Origin of the sequence: Streptomyces sp. NPDC091387 (genome assembly GCF_044756945.1) — a bacterium.
GTDB lineage: Bacteria > Actinomycetota > Actinomycetes > Streptomycetales > Streptomycetaceae > Streptomyces.
On the sequence record NZ_JBIVTZ010000023.1, the window covers coordinates 18,654 to 36,085 of the forward strand.

At 72.8% G+C, this 17,432-nt stretch carries 14 protein-coding genes; 10 read left to right on the top strand and 4 right to left on the bottom strand.

Translation table 11 applies throughout. The annotated features are described in order from the left end of the window. Positions 1–1,049: ATP-grasp domain-containing protein (locus ACIQM0_RS34205; protein ID WP_401294338.1), on the top strand; the 1,049-nt coding region annotated here is incomplete at its 5' end. Positions 1,050–1,084: 35 nt separating this feature from the next. On the opposite strand, the gene ACIQM0_RS34210 is transcribed toward ACIQM0_RS34205, so the two are convergent. Further along, positions 1,085–1,882, bottom strand: coding sequence for a phytanoyl-CoA dioxygenase family protein (locus ACIQM0_RS34210; protein WP_401294340.1), 798 nt, complete (start codon positions 1,880–1,882; stop codon positions 1,085–1,087). Positions 1,883–2,259: 377 nt separating this feature from the next. Here ACIQM0_RS34210 and ACIQM0_RS34215 point away from each other — a divergent pair, with 377 nt between their 5' ends. The 9 genes from ACIQM0_RS34215 (at position 2,260) to ACIQM0_RS34255 (ending at position 12,536) form a co-directional block, all read left to right on the top strand. After that, a complete protein-coding gene (locus ACIQM0_RS34215) occupies positions 2,260–3,582 on the top strand; it encodes a formylglycine-generating enzyme family protein (RefSeq protein WP_401294342.1) in 1,323 nt (440 codons plus the stop codon). Then, entirely contained in the window at positions 3,582–4,988 is a 1,407-nt protein-coding gene (locus tag ACIQM0_RS34220; RefSeq protein WP_401294344.1) for an MBL fold metallo-hydrolase, read from the top strand. Before ACIQM0_RS34215 ends, ACIQM0_RS34220 begins: the two co-directional genes overlap by 1 nt. Next, a complete protein-coding gene (locus ACIQM0_RS34225; RefSeq protein ID WP_401294346.1) occupies positions 4,985–5,998 on the top strand; it encodes an alpha/beta hydrolase in 1,014 nt (337 codons plus the stop codon). Before ACIQM0_RS34220 ends, ACIQM0_RS34225 begins: the two co-directional genes overlap by 4 nt. Next, positions 5,986–7,827, top strand: coding sequence for an asparagine synthetase B family protein (locus ACIQM0_RS34230; RefSeq protein ID WP_401294348.1), 1,842 nt, complete (start codon positions 5,986–5,988; stop codon positions 7,825–7,827). The genes ACIQM0_RS34225 and ACIQM0_RS34230 overlap by 13 nt, the downstream gene beginning before the upstream one ends. Next, positions 7,769–8,869, top strand: coding sequence for a hypothetical protein (locus tag ACIQM0_RS34235; protein WP_401294350.1), 1,101 nt, complete (start codon positions 7,769–7,771; stop codon positions 8,867–8,869). The genes ACIQM0_RS34230 and ACIQM0_RS34235 overlap by 59 nt, the downstream gene beginning before the upstream one ends. Further along, on the top strand, positions 8,866–9,021 hold the full coding sequence (locus ACIQM0_RS34240; RefSeq protein WP_401294352.1) for a hypothetical protein: 156 nt from the start codon (positions 8,866–8,868) through the stop codon (positions 9,019–9,021). Before ACIQM0_RS34235 ends, ACIQM0_RS34240 begins: the two co-directional genes overlap by 4 nt. A 2-nt stretch (positions 9,022–9,023) precedes the next feature. Then, complete coding sequence (locus ACIQM0_RS34245; RefSeq protein ID WP_401294354.1) at positions 9,024–10,136, top strand: threonine aldolase family protein; 1,113 nt, start codon at positions 9,024–9,026, stop codon at positions 10,134–10,136. 16 nt (positions 10,137–10,152) lie between these two features. Next, positions 10,153–10,614, top strand: a complete 462-nt coding sequence (locus ACIQM0_RS34250; protein WP_401294356.1) for a pyridoxamine 5'-phosphate oxidase family protein — start codon at positions 10,153–10,155, stop codon at positions 10,612–10,614. Positions 10,615–10,784: 170 nt separating this feature from the next. Next, a complete protein-coding gene (locus tag ACIQM0_RS34255) occupies positions 10,785–12,536 on the top strand; it encodes an FAD-dependent monooxygenase (protein WP_401294358.1) in 1,752 nt (583 codons plus the stop codon). 122 nt (positions 12,537–12,658) lie between these two features. On the opposite strand, the gene hemG is transcribed toward ACIQM0_RS34255, so the two are convergent. The 3 genes from hemG to ACIQM0_RS34270 all read right to left on the bottom strand — a co-directional run bounded on the left by hemG (position 12,659) and on the right by ACIQM0_RS34270 (position 17,246). Next, positions 12,659–14,143: a protoporphyrinogen oxidase gene (gene hemG / locus ACIQM0_RS34260; protein WP_401294360.1), complete on the bottom strand. Its 1,485-nt coding sequence runs from the start codon at positions 14,141–14,143 to the stop codon at positions 12,659–12,661. Positions 14,144–14,274: 131 nt separating this feature from the next. Then, positions 14,275–15,735 (bottom strand): FAD-dependent monooxygenase, encoded by a 1,461-nt coding sequence (locus ACIQM0_RS34265; protein WP_401294362.1) that lies wholly within the window; start codon positions 15,733–15,735, stop codon positions 14,275–14,277. Between the two features lie 44 nt (positions 15,736–15,779). Continuing rightward, entirely contained in the window at positions 15,780–17,246 is a 1,467-nt protein-coding gene (locus ACIQM0_RS34270) for an FAD-dependent monooxygenase (protein WP_401294364.1), read from the bottom strand. Positions 17,247–17,432: the final 186 nt, after the last annotated feature.

Here is a 17,432-nt window from a genome sequence, read left to right on the forward strand (position 1 = left end):
CACCGGTCGCCGTCGTCTCCGGCGGCGAGATCGGCGTCGAACTCGCCGACCTGCTCGCCGACCGCCTCGGACTGCCCGGCAACGGCACCGCCCTCAGCGCCGCCCGCCGCGACAAGCACCTCATGGCCGAGACGGTCCGCGGCGCCGGACTGCGCGCCGCCCGCCAGCTGTTCGCCACCGACGCCCGGGAACTCGCCGCCTGGCACCGCGACCTCGGCGGCCGGGTCGTCGTCAAACCCCCGCGCAGCGCCGGCGGCCAGGGCGTCACCTTCTGCGACACCCCCCAGGAGTCGGCCGCCGCCTTCCGCGCCCTCGCCGACGCCGACGACGTCTTCGACCGGCCCAACAACGGGGCGCTCGCCCAGGAGTACCTCGCCGGCACCGAGTACATGGTCAACACCGTCAGCCGCGACGGCCGCCACCACGTGTGCGACGTCTGGCGCACCGGCCGCGCCAGCCGCAACGGAGTCCTCGACCTCTGCGACGCGCTCTCGCTCATCGACTCCGCCAGCCGGGTCGTCCAACCCCTCACCGACTACGCCTTCCGCGTTCTCGATGCCCTCGGCATCCGGCACGGCCCCGCCCACCTGGAGATCCGGATGACCCCGGCCGGGCCCTGCCTGGTCGAGGTCGGCGCCCGGATCGCGGGCGGCGGCATCCCCGCCGCCGCGGGCCTCGGCATCGGCGAGTCCCAACTGGAATGGACCGCCGACGCCTTCCTGCGGCCCGAACGCTTCCACGAGAGAGCCGGCACCCCCTACGAGATCCGCCGCTACGCCGCCATCTACGGCATGGTCTCGCCCGTCGAAGGCGTGCTCCGCGGCTACGAGGGGATCGAGGAGATCGAGCGCCTGGAGGGCCTGCACACCCTGACGGCCCTGGTCCAGCCCGGCCAGAGGATCCGGCGGACCGTCGACGACCTCACCTACCCGGTCATCGTGACGCTGCTGCACGAACTCGACGAGGTCGTGCAGCGCGACCTCAACACCATCCGGCACCTCGACGGCACCGGGTTCTACGCCCTCGACGGGGCCCCGACCGCCGCCTGAGGAACGTTCGACCGCCGCCCCGCCGCAGACGAACGTCACACCGGGGCGGCGGCCGGCTCCATCCGCGTCCACGCCGGACACGGCACCCGGTACACGAAACTGACCGCCGTACGCGGCTGCGATACCGTGGTGTTGGGCGCCGAGCGGTGCAGCACCATGCCGTCGAACATCACGGCCGACCCCGCCTCCAGCGGCACCGCGACCGGACCGGCCGTACGCGGCAGGTGCCCGTCCGCCACGTGCGGCTCCACCGGACCCCGCAGCGGCGCCTCGCCCGGCAGCCGCTCCCGGTCCCCGGTGTGCGGGAACAGCCCCAGGACGTGCGAGCCCGGGATGAACTCCAGACAGCCGTTGCGCCGGGTGGCCGGCTCCAGGGCGACCCAGACCGTCACGATGCCGTCCTGCCCGGCGGCGAACCCGGGCGGTGCGAACGCCATGTCCTGGTGCCAGGGCTTCGCCGAGCCCACCACCGGCGGCTTCGCCCACAGGAACGAGTTGACCAGCGTGCCCGTCGCGCCCGAGGCCGCCCGCACAGGACCCTCCGCCAGACCCAGCGCCCGCTGCACGGCGCCGAACGCCGGCTCGTGCACATGGACGCGGCCCGCCGACCGCAGCACGCCGGGCAGCGCACCGGACCCCTGCTGCCAGGCCGCCCAGCCGCCGATGCCCGGTGCCTCCAGGACGAAGTCCCCGCCCGAGGCCGTACGGTCGCGGGCCAGCTCCTCCAGACGCGCCGCCGCACGACGCAGCCCGGCCAGCTCCGCGCCGCCGGCCAGCCCGGGCAGCCGTACGAACCCGTTCTCCCGCATCCCGCGGGAATAGGTTTCCACCATTCTTCCTCCCCTTTCCTCCGCTTCGAATGGCCGCGAACCTACCCGGACGATTCGAGCGCCGTTCATGTTCAACCACGGACTCTCCTTGGCCGTTGCCGCCCGTTCCGGCGGATCCGTAAGCTCCTCGGCCATGAGGGCGACCGCCCCATGCATTCCCCAGAAGAAGGAGTGACCCATGAGCGACCGTGACTTCATCGAGACCCGCGACGCCCAGCAGGAGACCAGCAAGTGGTAATTCGCTGACCCGGCGAATCACCCACGCGCGGCGCGTACGCGCCGCCCGTACGGAACCCGCTTCCGTACGGGCGGCACGTCGTCCGAGAGAGGTTGACATGGTAGGAAATCGCGTTTCACAGGTCATCGACATTCCCGCCGACATGACGGTGATCGACGACTCCACCGACGACCGCTACTGGGCGTCGGTCGAGCGCGTCATCGCACTGGCCGGCGAGAAGGGCCGCACCGCCGGCGGCATCCCGCTCCTGACGAGCATCGCCGTCTCCCACCCCGAGTGGCCCGTCCGCGCCGGCGCCGTCCGGCTCCTGGCCACGCACCACACGGGCGACGAGGCCGCCGGCGCCGCCGTCGCCGCCGCCACCCACGACACCGTCGACTGGGTCGCGTTCACCGCCCTCAAGGCCATCACCGAGCACCGCATCGCCGCCGCCGTCCCCGACCTCATCCGGATCTCCGGCTGGCCCAGCAACTTCACCCGCCCCGACTGGGCCCGTAAGCCCGTCGGCTGCGGCGCCGCCCTCACCAAACGCGCCCTCATCGCCGTATTCGGCACCAAGGACCCCGCCGAACTGCGCCGCCTGGAGGACGAGTACTTCTCCGAGATGCGGTCCCGGATCGCCGCCGCCCGCCAACGCGTCCGCCGCCACGAGGACGTCGTCCTCGTCCCGGCCGGCCCCGCGATCATCGGCGCCGACGAGCAGCCCGACGCCTTCCGCATGGCCCAGGACGACACCACCCTGCGCGCCGTCGACGTACCCGCGTTCCTCATCGACCGGACCACCGTCACCAACGCCCGCTACCGCGAGTTCCTCCAAAAGACCGGCGAATCAGGCGAGTTCGACCACCCCGACCAGCCGCTGGAGCGCTCGCACCGCCCCGCCCACTGGCACGACCCGCGCTTCAACGCCCCGGACACACCCGTCGTCGGCATCGACTGGTACGACGCATACGCCTTCGCCGCCTGGGCCGGCGGCAGACTGCCCAGCGAGGTCCAGTGGGAGAAGGCCGCCCGAGGCACCGACGGCCGCCGCTTCCCCTGGGGCGATGACTGGGACCCCCAACGCGTCAACGACGTGGCGCGGTCCTTCGGCCGGCCCGTCGCCGACCTGGACTCCCTCGAAGCACTCCTCGTCACCATCGAGCAGGGCGAGAACCCGGCCCACCCCGTACTCGCCGCCGACGCACTGCCCGAGGGAGCCAGCCCCTACGGCGCCCTCCAGATGTCCGGCAACGTCTGGGAACTCACCCGCACCAACTTCTACACCGGCCAGGACATGGACCCCTTCTTCAAAGGCCGCCACCCGCTGGACTTCATGAACCGCAAGGACGCCTTCCACGTACTGCGCGGCGGCACGTTCACCTCCCCGCCGGCCTGTCTCACCACCTTCTACCGCGGCAAGGACCTCATCACCGACCGGCACATGGAGATCGGCTTCCGCTGCGTGTACGAGGCGGCCGGCTGATGCGCCTCACCTCCCTCGGCCACGCCGCAGTCCTCGTCGAGACGGGCCAGGAACGGATCCTCTTCGACCCGTGGCTGACCCAGCGCCTCGACCGCTTCTGGGAGCACCACCCGCCCCTGGAGGACGGCCTCGTCCGCAAGGTCCTCGACGAGGGCGTCGACTACGTGGTCCTGAGCCACCACCACTTCGACCACCACCACTTCCCCTCCCTCGGCCTCCTCGCGGACGGCGCCGACGTCGACTTCGACGACAGCCCCCGCCAGAGCACCGGCGTCACCTGCCTCTACCCGGCCGGCCCCGTGCCGCCGACGCTGACCGGCTCCGGCCTCGGCCACCAGGCGATCTCCTGGACACTGCGCCGTTTCGGCTTCGAGCGGCTGCACCCGGTGACACCCGGAGACACCGTCACCCTCGGCGGGGCAACCCTGCGGACCTTCCCCTCCGCCGTCCCCTTCCCCGAGATGAGCGTGCTCGTCGAGACCGAGGACGCCGCCGTCATGGTGTGCGGCGACGCACTCCTGCACGAGGCGACCACTGAGGCCTTCCAGCGCGAGGACGCACCGCACCTCGACCTCGTGCTCGTCCCCACACACAGCATCTCGCCACCCGGCGTCCTCACCGAGCGCCGCCCGCTCACCGACCCGCAGGGCGTCCGCGCCCGCGCCGTCGCCAACTTCGACCGGTACGTCGACTCCCTGCCGGCCGCCCTGACCGTGCCGTCCTCCTTCGGCTGGCGCGTCAGCGGCGACACCGACCGCGACTACGACTGGTGCAACCGCACGATGTTCCCGTTCACCCCGGCCGAGGCCCTCGCACGCCTCACCGAGCGAGGCCGGGCCGGCCTGCTGTGGGGCCCCGGCCAGGTCCTGGAGACCGGCGGAGGCAAGACCACCCTCGTCGACGGGCCGGTCGCCCCCCACGCATACGACTTCGACGAGATCTACGCCGCCGTCCGGCTCGACCCGAAGACACCGGTCCCGCCCTTCGACGCCTCCCTGGACCGCTACGGCCGGCAGAGCCGGCCCGCCGAGCAGATGCTCCGCGAACTCCTCGGCCTGCTCGTCGCCACCGACTACTGGTACCGGGCGCTCGACGACGGCGCCGGACGGCACATCGTCTCCCTCTACGAGGACACCGGCGACGAGACCTCCTACCTCCTCGACCCGGTCACCGACCGGGTGACGAAGCTCGGCGCGGGCCCCGCACGCTCCCACGTCACCGGCGCCGAAGGCTGGACCGAGACGGCCGCCAGCACCCTGGAGGCCATGCTCGGCGCCGACCTCCTCTTCGGCAGCTCCTTCGGCCTGTGGGCGAGCGACGGCGTCCTGCTCTCCGCCGTCTTCCACCACCCCTCCTACTACACCCGCCACGTCCAGCGGCAGCTCCGGGAGGCGACCCGGCCGTGAGCGACTCCGCCAAGACCGTGGTCTTCGACCACGAGAGCACCTGCCTGCGCGACAACCCGCTGGGCGACCCCCACACACGCCGGGTCGAAGTACACCTCCCACCCGGGTACGACGGCGTCCGCCCCTTCCCCGTCATCTACTGGCTGCCCGGCTTCGGCGCCCACCCCAGCCTCTCCGGCAAGGCCCTCGCCTTCGGCAGCACCGTCGCCGACCGGTTCCGCTCAGCCATGGCCGACGGCCGGGTCCCGCCCGCCCTGATCGTCGTCCCCGACGGCACCACCGCCTACGGCGGCTCCCAGTACATCGACTCCGCCCCCTGCGGCCGCTACGCCGGCTACCTCGCCGAGATCGTCGCCGCCGTCGACCGGCGCTTCACCACCCGGCCCGCACCACGCTGGCGCGCGATCGGCGGCAAGTCCAGCGGCGGCTACGGCGCGCTGATCGCCGGCATGACCTGCGACCTCTTCGGCTCGGTCATCGCCTGCTCGCCCGACGCCGGCTTCGAGCACAGCCACCTGCCGCTCCTGCCACGCACCCTCGACACCGTCCGGGCCGCCGGCGGCATGGACGCACTCCTCGCCCGCCGCGCCACCGGCCCCATCGACGTACCGTTCATGGTCGCCATGAGCATCATCACCCTGGGCATGTGCTACGCCGAGGACCCCCGCACCAGCCCGTCCGACGCACTGCCCTGCGACCCGGAGACCGGCGCCTTCCGCGACGAGGTGTGGCAGCGCTGGCTCACCCACGACCCCGTACGCATGCTGGACGAGCACGCCGAGGCACTCACCCGCCTGGACCACCTCCACCTCGGCGTCGGCGAGCGCGACGAGTACGGCATGCACTGGGGCGCCCGCGCCCTGCACGCCGCCCTCGACGCCCACGGCGTCCCCCACCACTACGCAGAGCACGAGGGCGGCCACCACGGCATCGAGCACGTCTACACCGACGCCCTCGCCGGCCTGCAACACCTCTGGTCCGAAAGGACGGCCGGCACGTGTGCGGTATAGCCGGCTTCATCAGCCTCGACGGCCGACGCGACACCGCCCGGCTCGCCGCCCTCGGCCGCACCATGACCGAAGCGATGGCCCACCGCGGCCAGGACTCCCGCGCCCCCTACGTCTCCGAGTGCGGCACCGTCATGCTGTGCGCCACCCGCCTCGCGGTCCGCGACCGCTCCCACGCGGGCGACCAGCCCATGACCGACCCCACCGGACGGATCGTCCTCGTCCACAACGGCGAGGTGTACGGATCGCGTTCGCCGGCCCCACCGCTCTGGCCCCGCCGCACCACCTGCGACACCGAGTTCGTCCTCCAGCAGATCTGCCGCGAGGACGAACCCGGCCCGGCACTGCGGCCCCTCGACGGCATGTTCGCACTCGCCTGGCACGACACCACCACCGGCCGGGTCGTCCTCGCCCGCGACCACTTCGGCGTCAAGCCGCTCTTCTACGCCCACGCCGACGGCGGCCTGATCTTCGCCTCCGAGCAGGGCGTCCTGCTCCGCACCGGCCTCATCCAGGCCGAGGTGGAACCCGAGGAATTCGTACTGCGCTCCTGGATCCGCATGGACGCGGCCGACGACCACACCTGGCTGCGCGGAGTCCGGTCGCTCCAGCCCGCCGAATACCTGGTCATCGACCGGCCGCAACTGCGCACCCACCGCTACTGGAAGCCGGCCTGCACCGACGAGCCCATCGAGGCCGACGAGATCAGGGCCGCCTTCGACCGGGCGATCGAGCAGCGCTCCGTCTCCGACGTACCACGCGCGGCCGTCCTCAGCGGCGGCGTCGACAGCACCGCGATCGTCGCCGCACTCACCGCGCGAGGCACCCCGCTCGACACCTACGTACTCCGCTACCAGGACGGCATCGGCGGCTCCGGCGACGACGTCACCCACGCCACCGAGGCCGCCGCCCGCCTCGGCGTCCCGCTGACCGTCTGCGACCTCGACCAGAACACGGCCGCCGGACTCGTCCCGCTCCTGCCCACCCGGCTGATGCGCCCACTGCTGCACGGCGCCGAACTCGCCATGCACCACCTGTACGGCACGATCGCCGCCGACGGGAACGTGGTCGTCTACTCCGGACACGGCGCCGACGAGCTCTGGGGCTACCAGGACGGCCACTACTTCCCCATCGTCGACCCGCTCGCCCCCACCTACATCCACGGCCGGCACTACCTCACCCACCGGCTGCACGCCGACGAACGGCCCCTCTGGGCCCAGCTCGTCAGCTGGATGGCCCACGAACTCGACGTCGACATGAACGAGGTCACCGACCGGATCTGGACCCGCACGATGGACGAGTACCGGGCCATCAGAACGGCGTCCCCCCTCAAACGCGGCCGCCACCACCTCATGCGGCGCTTCCTCGTGTACGTCAACGACATGGTCGACGCCACCTCGGCCACCCACACCCTGGAGGACCGGCCCGTCTTCCAGGACGTCACCCTCACCGAACTCGCCTTCCGCTGCCCCGAACACCTGAAGGACACCCACCGGCCCGGCACCCACAAAGGCCTCCTGAAGACCGCCCTCGGCGACCTCCTTCCCCAATCCGTGCGGCACCGCCGCAAGCAGGGCTTCCCCAGCCCCGCCGACCCGGGCTACGTCCGCCGGCTGACCGAACTCGCCGACGACCTGGGAACCCCCTTCGCACTGCCCCCCGTCCCGGCCGGACTCCGCGCCGGACTCGGGGCCGGCGAATGGATGTTCCTGGCCTCCACCTCCGCCTGGCTCAACCACATCGCGCAGTTCAGAACCCGACCGAGGAGTGATGGTGAGCAGTTCCCTCCCGCGCTGGCGCCCGCAGGTCCTGGCGAGCGCGTCCGGCCTTGACCCGGTCCCCCCGGCCATCGAGGAGGAACGGGCCCAGGAATGGTGCCCCTTCGTGCTGTGGCGGCCCACCGCCCTGCCCCGGGACTGCGACACCTCCGTCGGAACACTCCGCCGCGAGGCACCCCCCGGACGCGTCGAGGCCCAGGGCCGCAGCCCCTGGAGCGACGCCAACCCCGCCGGATACCGCACCGAGATCTCCGGCGGCGGACGACGACTGCGCCTCAAGCAGTTCCTGTACGACTGGGCGTTCCCCGCCGCCGACCACCCCTGCCTGTGGGGCAGCGCCACCCGGCCCCACGAGATCGGCGACGGCCGGGTGGCCTGGCTCGGCACCGACTACAAGGCCCACCGGGCCGGCAGCGCCCGCCTCGCCGGCACCACCGTCGAACTCTCCGTACTCGAAGGAGAGTTCACCGACCACGAGCTGATCGCCCTCTACGCCGGACTGCGCCCCGCCGTGCCCGAAGCGGTGCCACGCGTCCTCGCCACACCGTTCTCGGAGCTGAGCTACTGGGCCCGGCACCCGGCCGACATGGTCACGGTACCCACCGGCCCCTACCACTTCCACCGGCGCGGCAAGAAGCACGAGGGCGACTGGATCCCCTCGGACCGGGTCACCGCCTTCCTCACCGCACAGGGCGTCCCCGCCACGGTCGGCTCCTTCCGCGCGAACAGCGCCGCCACCTTCGGCGACGGCGACACCGCCCGCGAACTGGACGTCGTCTACACCACACCGACCGGAGACGAACTGCGCCTCACCGTCCAGAAGACCGGCGGCGGACGTCTGGAGTTCCCCCCGAAGCGCGACAAGCACCCGGCCGCGGACGAACTCCACACCCTCACCGACGGACGCCCGCTCCACCTCGCCCACCTCAGCGCCGCGTACGGCGCCTGCGACGCCCTCTGGCAGCACCCCGACGGCTACGAGCTCCGCCTCCTGGGCAGCGCCGGCACCGGCATGGGCCGCGACCCCGTCCTCGCCCTGGCCGCCGCTCTCGACACGGAACTACGCCTGGCCGGCCACGCGGAAGTGCTGGGATGACGAAGATCCCGGACGCACCCCCCGAACAGGGCCGGGCCCGGCCCGGCCCCGCCACCGGGCAGGAGACCACACACACCGCCCACACCGGCGCGCACGGCGCCGACCGCACCGCACCGCACACCGTCCGCGTCGCCCACCGGCCGGGCCGGTAGCCGTGACGGCCATCGCCCCCGAGCCCGTACCCGACCCCCGGCTCGACTTCCGCAGCGACACCCGCACCGTCCCGGACGAACGGATGCGCGCGGCGAGCGCTCTGGCCGAGGTCGGCGACGACGTCTACGGCGACGACCCCACGGCCGCCGCGCTCGAAGCCCGCACCGCCCAACTCCTGGGCACCGAAGCCGCACTGTTCGTGCCCACCGGCACCATGGCCAACCTCCTGGCACCCCTCGCGGCCTTCCCCGGCCCGGCCGGGCCCCGGCTGATCGTCGGGGCCGACAGCCACATGGGATTCCTGGAGGCCGACGGGCTGCGGCGGTTCGGCGGCCTGGACCCCGTCCTGGCCCAGCAGGACGCCGACGGACTCCTGAACCCCGGCCACCTGGAAGAACTGCTCGCCGCCGGAGCCGGCCACCCCACCGTGGTCTGCCTGGAGAACACGAGCATGATGCGCTCCGGCAACGCCCTGGACGAGGCCGCGACCCGCACGGTCGCCCGCCTCGCCCACCGGTACGGCGCCCACTTCCACCTCGACGGGGCCCGCCTCGCCCACGCCGCCGTCGCCCTCGGCGTCCCGCCCGCGACACTCGTCGCACCCGCCGACAGCGTCACCTTCTCGGTCTCCAAGGCCCTCGGCGCACCCATCGGCGCACTCCTCGGCGGCAGCCGCACCTACGTCGCCCGCGCCCGCACGCTGCGCACCGGGCTCGGCGGCTCCCTGCACCAGACCGGAGTGGTCGCGGCGCCCGCGCTCATCGCCCTCGGACGGCTGCCGGAGCTGGCCGCCGACCACGCCACGGCCGCCGCGCTCGCCGCCGGACTCCGGGCCGTACCCGGTGTCGAGGTGCTCGGTCCGGCGTGCCCGACGAACATGGTGATGGCACGCGTCCCCGGACTCGCCCCGGACACCTGCGCGGCACGCCTCGCCCTGCACGGCGTGCGCGTCCTGCCGCTCCCGAACGGACACGTGCGCTTCGTGACGCACCGAGCACACGACATGATCGGTGTGCGCGAGGCCGTGAGGGCGCTGGCGGCCGTGAGGGCCACCGTGCCCCGTACCGGCCGGACAGCACCAGGAGACAACTCCCCGACCGGGGAGGCTCCCTGACAGCGATGGAGGAACCATGACGGACGCGGCACCGCCCCGGACCCTGGACGAGCGGCTCAAGGACACCCGTACACGCCTGGAGAACGACGTCGACCTGTGGCTGTCGACGACGGGCGCCGACGGCGCCGGGGTCCACCTCATCCCGCTCTCGTTCCTGTGGGACGGCTCCGCGATCCTCGTCTCGACCCCGCGCGACTCGGTCACCGGGCGCAACCTGTTCGCCGACGGCCGGGTGCGGATCGGCATCGGCCCGACCCGCGACGTCGTCATCGTCAACGGCGTCGCGGAGCCGGTCGGCACCGAGGAACTCGGCCACGGGACGGGCGACGCCTTCGCGGCGAAGACCGGCTTCGACCCGCGCGAACAGGACCAGCCCTACCAGTACTTCCGCATCCGCCCGCAGCGCGTGCAGGCCTGGCGCGAGGCGAACGAACTGGCCGGCCGCGGCCTGATGCGCGACGGCACCTGGCTCGGCTGAGACACGGCCCGGCCGCGGCACCTCCCGCGCCCCGACGACACCGCCCCCGGCCGGCCGGGCCACCCCCGGCCGGCCGGGCGGAGACGGAGTCCAGCCGTTCTTGACCGGAGCTGCAGAGCGCCTTGCCAGGCTGCGCGGGCAAGGCATCCGTCATTCCTGGAAGGGCGAACATGGAAGCAATCGAGGTTCCGGTCCTGATCGTCGGCGGTGGCGGATGCGGTCTCTCCGCCTCCGTCCTCCTCTCCGACCAGGGCGTCGACCATCTGCTGGTGGAGCGCCACTCGGACACGTCGAGGATTCCCAAGGCCCACTATCTCAACCAGCGCACGATGGAGATCTTCCGTCAGCACGGGATAGCGGACGACATCCTCGCCGAGGCCGCGCCGCTGGAGCTGTTCGGCAAGGTGCGCTGGATGACCACGCTCGCGGGCGACGGCCCGATGGACCGGCGCCTCATCCACGAGATGGACGCGTTCGGCGGCGGTGAGCTGACACCGGCGTACGCGGCGGTCGGCCCGGTCCTGCCGGCCAAGCTGCCGCAGATGTGGCTCGAGCCGATCCTCAAGCGCCACGCGGAGGAGCGCAACCCGGGCCGCGTCCTCTTCGGCCACGAGGTCACCACCTTCTCCGACGAGGGCGACCACGTCCGTGCCGAGCTGCGGAACGCCGAGACCGGCGAGACCACCACGGTCAGGGCCAAGTACCTCATCGGCGCCGACGGCGGGAAGTTCGTCGGCCCGAAGAGCGGCATCCGCATGGAGGGCCCGCCCGGACTGGTCAACACCACCACCGCGTACTTCTCCGCCGACCTGTCCGAATGGTGGCAGGAAGGCACACTCATCACCCACTTCCTCAGCCCGGAGGACCCCGACCTCTCCAGCAACCTCATCGAGATGGGACCGACCTGGGGCAAGAAGTGCGAGCAGTGGGGCCTCCACTTCGCCCCGGGCCCGCCCGGACGCTGGAACGCCGAGACCGTCATCCCGCGCATCCGCGAACTGCTCCGCATCCCGGACCTGGACATCACCGTGCACAAGGTCACCGACTGGATCGTGGACGCGGTCCTCGCCGACCGCTACCGCGTGGGCCGGGTCCTCATCGCCGGCGACGCCGCCCACAAGCAGCCGCCGGCCGTCGGCCTCGGCCTCAACACCGGCATCCAGGACGCGCACAACCTCGCCTGGAAGCTGGCGGCCGTCCTCAGCGGCCGGGCGCCGGAGAGCTTCCTCGACACCTACGAGGCCGAGCGCCGGCCCATCGGCCGCCAGAACGTCGACTGGGCTGGCGCCGCCGCCCAGCACCACCAGGCGGTCATCGACGCCATCGGCGCCGGCCACAACATCCCGGCGGGCCGCCGCGGCCGGCGGCTGGAGGCGTACTTCGACCCCTCCTGGCTCGGCGAGACCACCCGGGCACGCGCCCTGGAGATCTTCCACACCCACCGCGGCGGCTGCCAGTCACTCGACATGGAGGTCGGCTTCGGCTATGAGACGGGCGCGCTCGTCCCCGACGGCAGCGAGCCGCCGGCCCGCGTCCCGATGCGCAACGAGCACACGCCCACCTCCCGCCCCGGCCACCGGCTGCCCCACGCCTGGCTCGCCAAGGACGGTGAGCGCCTCTCCACTCTCGACCTCACCGGCACCGGCCGCTTCACGCTGATCACCGGAGCCCGGGGCGACGCGTGGACCCGGGCGGCGGCGCGGGCGGCCGAGAAGTTCTCGGTGCCCATCACCACCGTCCGGATCGGCGCGGGCTGCGCGTACGAGGACGTGGACGGCGGCTGGGCGGCCGTGCGCGGGACCGGCGAGGCCGGCGCACTCCTGATCCGCCCCGACCAGCACGTGGCATGGCGCGCCACGGACGGCGCCCAGGACGCGGAGCAGGCACTGACGGAGGTGTTCGCCGCCGTCCTGGACCGCTGACGCCCGACCGTAGGCATGACTGGGTGGCCGTACCCCTCGGGGTACGGCCACCCAGTCATGCGTACCGGCTTCCTGGGACATGAAGAAGCCCGGAACGAGAACCCCGTTCCGGGCGGACCTCCTCAGACGGCTGCCGCGACCGGCCGCGCCTGGTCGCCCTTCTTCGCCAGCCAGGACAGCACCTCGCCGACAGCCTTGCGCGCGGTGGCCATGCAGACACCCACACCCACGCCGTCGTACAGCGCGCCGCACACCGCGAGACCCGGCTGGGTCGCCACGGACTCCCGGATACGGTCCACCCGGTCCAGGTGGCCCACGGTGTACTGCGGCAGGGCGTCCTGCCAACGGCTCACCCGGGACTCGACGGGCACACCTCTCACACCGGTCGCCCCGGCGAGCTCCGCCGCGGCCGCCGCGACGAGCGAGGCGTCGTCCCGCTCCAGCACCCGGTCCTCGCCGAAACGGCCCAGGAAACAGCGGACGATCTCCACCTCGCCGGCCAGATGCGGCCACTTCACCGTGGTGAAGGTGACCTCCTTGACCAGCTTCCCCTCCACCGCCGGCACCCGGTACCCCGAGTAGCCGCGGCCCGAGAGCCCGCCGCCGGGGAAGGCCGACTTCGGGTACGCGAGCGTGACCACGACCACGCCCGCGTACCGCACCTCGTCCAGGGCGGCGACGGCCGCGCCGAGCCCCGGGACGCCGCAGAGCAGGCCGCCCGCCGGCCCCGCCGGGGTGGCGATGACGACCGCATCGGCCTCGATCAGCTCCGGCGACCCGGCCGGGCCGACCGTGATCCGCCAGCCGCCGGCGCAGCGCGCCAGCTCGCGGACCGGGGCACCGGTACGGAAAACGGTGCCGGGGGCCGCGGCGAGCGTCTCCCGCACCACGGCCTCGGGCAGCGAGCCGAAACCGCCCTGGAGGGTCGCCACACTCACCGGCGGCGGCTTCTCGCCCGGGGCGAGGACCGGCACCAGGGCGCCCGCCGCCTCCGCGAGGGAGGCCTGGCGCAGGGAGGCCTTCGCCAGCGGCGCCAGCGTCGCCTCGAAGGACAGGTCCTCGGCGCGGCCGGAGAACACCCCCGCGAGAAAAGGCTCGACGAGGCGGTCCACGGCCTCCTTGCCGAAGCGGCCCCCGACGTAGTCGGCGACCGACACGTCCGCGTCCCGGCCGAAGGAGGGCAGGAACAGGTCCTGCCGGGCGCGCTCGACGCCCTCCTCGGACAGGACACCGGACCGGGCCAGGTCCTCCATGTCACAGGGCACGCCCATGAACTGACGGTCCGGCTGGTTACGGATCACACCCCTGGACCAGATCGCGGAGGCGGTCACCCCGGCCGGCCTGATCCGCTCGCCGAGCCCGGCATCCTTGATCAGACCGGTGGTCCTGCGCCGGTTGGCGTACAGCGACTCCGCACCCTCGTCGACGGCGACGCCCGCCACCTCGGAGACCTTCAGCTTGCCGCCGAACCGGTCCGAGCCCTCCAGGACCGTGACCCGCACCGGCTCGTTCCGCAGATGGAACGCCGCCGAGAGGCCCGCGATCCCCCCTCCGACGACGACCACGTGCGGCGTGCCGGCCACCTGGTCCCGTTCGCTGCCAGCCATTCCACCAGCTCCTTCATGGTTACGGTGTAGTCAGCCGCCCGCGGGCGCCGCGATCGGTGCCCGGGGGCGGCTGTGTCCGCAGTCTCGGTGGCGCTCCCGGAACCCCGGTCGAGACCGGCTGGACCCCCGCTCTACTGCCGCTGGGCGGTGCCGAACCAGCGGGTGAGGGTGTCGGTGAGTTCGTCGGTGGTGCCGGGGGAGGTCCAGGCGACGTAGCCGTCGGGGCGGACGAGGACGGTGTCGAGGCCGGGTTCGTAGTCCTGGTTCCAGGTGCCGGTGACGATGTCGAGGCGGTCGTCGAGTCCCTCGGCGAGGCGGGCGAGGGCGGGGTCGGTGGTGATGAGGAGGCCGTGTCCGGTGCGCAGGAGGCCGCTGACCGGGGTCACGGTGCCGTCGGTGAGGGTGAGTTCACGTCCCGGCGGCATCCGCAGGCCGAGCAGCGGGTGCTCGCCCTCGCCGAGCTCGTAGCGGACACCGAGGTTGCTCACCATCCCCGCCAGGTGCCCGGCGGGGCCCTCGTGGCGCACCAGCTCACCCATGATCTCGCGCACCGGGTCCATGTCCTCCCCGGTGAGCCGCAGTTCGATCGCCGCCCGCGCGTTGCGCGCCAACTGCTCGCCCACCGGCCGCCGTTCCGCGTCGTAGGTGTCGAGCAGCCCCTTGGGGGCCCAGCCCCTGACCGTCGCGGCCAGCTTCCAGCCGAGGTTGACGGCGTCCTGCACGCCCACACTCAGACCCTGCGCCATCGCCGGCGGCTGGATGTGCGCGGCGTCGCCCGCCAGGAGCACCCGGCCGCGCCGGTAGACGGCTGCGGACCGCGAGGCGTCGGTGAAGCAGCCGAGCCACCGGCACTCCCCGTGGTGCAGGGACTCCCCGGTCAGCCGCTGCCAGGCATCCGCCAGATCGGTGTACGCGAGGGAGGCACGGTCGCGCGGCGCCATGCCGGCCTCGTGGACGACGACGCGGGTGACACCGTTCTCCAGGTCCATCGCCATGATCATGCTGCCGCCCGGCAGGTTCTCGCCGATACGCCGCCTGCGGGTCTCGATGCCGGTGACGTCGGCACTGAGGAAGCCGCGCCGGCCCTCGGTGCCGGGAAAACCGATCCCGGCCAGCTTGCGGACCGAGCTGCGCCCGCCGTCGCAGCCGACGAGATACGCGGCGCTCTCCTCGGCCGGGCCGTCCGGGCCGGCCGCAAGGACACGCACGGCCTCGTCGGTCTCCTGGAAGCCGGTCACCTCCTGGCCGCGCCGGATCTCCGTACCGAGCCCGGTCACCCACTCCTCCAGCATCCGCTCGGTGCGGAACTGCGGCACGCCCCGGCGCCCGTGGTGGTCCTCGGCCAGCGGCGCGAGGTCGATCGGCACCCCGCCGAAGTGCGCGTCGGCGGGCTCGGTCGGGCCGAGGCCGCCCAGCAGCCCGCGCTGGTCGAAGCATTCGGCGGTGCGCTTGGTGAGGCTGGCGCCGCGCGACTCGCGCGCGGGGGCAGCCAGGCGTTCGAAGACGACGACGTCCGCGCCGCCGAGCGTCAGCTCGCCCGCCAGCATCAGACCGACCGGGCCCGCTCCGACGACGATGACATCCCTGGGCATGTGTGTGCTCCTTATCGGTTCCTGGGTTCGGCGGGAGGTGCCGGTCACCGCTGGGCGGTGCCGAACCAGCGGGTGAGGGTGTCGGTGAGTTCGTCGGTGGTGCCGGGGGAGGTCCAGGCGACGTAGCCGTCGGGGCGGACGAGGACGGCGTCGAGGCCGGGTTCGTAGTCCTGGTTCCAGGTGCCGGTGACGATGTCGAGGCGGTCGTCGAGTCCCTCGGCGAGGCGGGCGAGGGCGGGGCCGGTGGTGATGAGGAGGCCGTGTCCGGTGCGCAGGAGGCCGCTGACCGGGGTCACGGTGCCGTCGGTGAGGGTGAGTTCACGTCCCGGCGGCATCCGCAGGCCGAGCAGCGGGTGCTCGCCCTTGCCGAGCTCGTAGCGGATGCCGAGACCGCTGACGATCCCCGCGACCTGCTCCGCCGCGTCCTTGTGGGCGAGCAGCTCGCCCATGACCTCGCGGACCGGGTCCATCGCCTCCTCGCCGAGGTAGATTCTTCCGGCGGCACGGGCATTGCGGATCAACTCCCTTCCCACCGGGCGGCGTTCGGCGTCGTACGTGTCCAGGAGCCCCTCGCCGGCCCAGCCCTTGACCGTCGCGGCCAGCTTCCAGCCGAGGTTCGCGGCGTCCTGGAGACCGGCGCTCAGGCCCCAGGCCGCCAGCGGCGGGATCTCGTGGGCGGCGTCGCCCGCCAGGAGGACGCGGCCGCGCCGGAACTCCTCGGCCAGGGCAGCGGAGTTACCGGTGGCCCACAGCCACTGCGGCTCGGCACCGTGGATGGACTCGCCGGTCAGCCGCTGCCAGGCGTCCGCGACCTCGGCGAAGGTCAGCGTCTGCGTGTCCGGGGCCGCGGGCAGCGCGAGGTCGTGGACGACGACCCGGAAGCGGCCCTCACCCACCGGGGTGCACACGACCATGGAGCCGCCGGGAAGGCGCTCACCGATCGGCCGCGGACGCAGGGTGACCCCGGCGATCTCAGCGGTGTACATGCCGCGGGTGGCCGCCCACCCGGGGGCCTCGATGCCGGCGAGCCGCCGTACGGTGCTGCCCGCGCCGTCACAGCCGACGACGTACGCGGCGGACCCCTCGCCCGGACCCCCGGGGCTGTCGTACGCGACGACGACGGCGTCCCCGGTCTCCCGGAGCCCGGTCACCTCACGCCCGCGCAGCACCGGCACACCGAGTTCGGCCAGCCAGCCGGCGAGCGCCTCCTCGGTGCGTGCCTGGGACAGGCCGAGCACTCCGCTGTGGTCCTCGTCGAGCATGCCGAGGTCGAAACGGACCCCGCCGAAGTGGCCCATCGGACCCCAGCGGAAGGCGCCGATCCGGTCGAGCACCCCGCGCTGTCCGAGCGATTCGGCGGCACGCCGGTTGAACCCGAGGGCGCGCGATTCCCCGGAAGGGGCGGGCTCTCTGTCGTAGACGGCCACGTCCACTCCGCCGAGACGGAGTTCTCCGGCCAGCATCAGGCCGACCGGGCCGGCTCCGACGACGATGACGTCAATGTTTTCCATGTGAGGGGAAGCTACCCAGCGGCCTGTTCGGTCGCAATGAAAGGAATGCCCGCGCGGGGGAGGGGCGTTCGACTGCGCAATGCACCTGCTTGAACACCGATATCCAATGGTTGAACGCTGAACCCGATGGCAATGTCGGAGGTGCTCCCGGGTTTTGCCACTTACTACCTTCACTCCATGGGTAAT

Bases quoted from the DNA above. Each gene is read 5' to 3' on its own strand.
- ACIQM0_RS34215 (WP_401294342.1), top strand. From the start codon at position 2,260: ATGACGGTGATCGACGACTCCACCGACGACCGCTACTGGGCGTCGGTC.
- ACIQM0_RS34265 (WP_401294362.1), bottom strand. From the start codon at position 15,735: ATGCCCAGGGATGTCATCGTCGTCGGAGCGGGCCCGGTCGGTCTGATG.
- hemG (WP_401294360.1), bottom strand. From the start codon at position 14,143: ATGGCTGGCAGCGAACGGGACCAGGTGGCCGGCACGCCGCACGTGGTC.
- ACIQM0_RS34270 (WP_401294364.1), bottom strand. From the start codon at position 17,246: ATGGAAAACATTGACGTCATCGTCGTCGGAGCCGGCCCGGTCGGCCTG.
- ACIQM0_RS34255 (WP_401294358.1), top strand. From the start codon at position 10,785: ATGGAAGCAATCGAGGTTCCGGTCCTGATCGTCGGCGGTGGCGGATGC.
- ACIQM0_RS34220 (WP_401294344.1), top strand. From the start codon at position 3,582: ATGCGCCTCACCTCCCTCGGCCACGCCGCAGTCCTCGTCGAGACGGGC.
- ACIQM0_RS34210 (WP_401294340.1), bottom strand. From the start codon at position 1,882: ATGGTGGAAACCTATTCCCGCGGGATGCGGGAGAACGGGTTCGTACGG.
- ACIQM0_RS34240 (WP_401294352.1), top strand. From the start codon at position 8,866: ATGACGAAGATCCCGGACGCACCCCCCGAACAGGGCCGGGCCCGGCCC.
- ACIQM0_RS34250 (WP_401294356.1), top strand. From the start codon at position 10,153: ATGACGGACGCGGCACCGCCCCGGACCCTGGACGAGCGGCTCAAGGAC.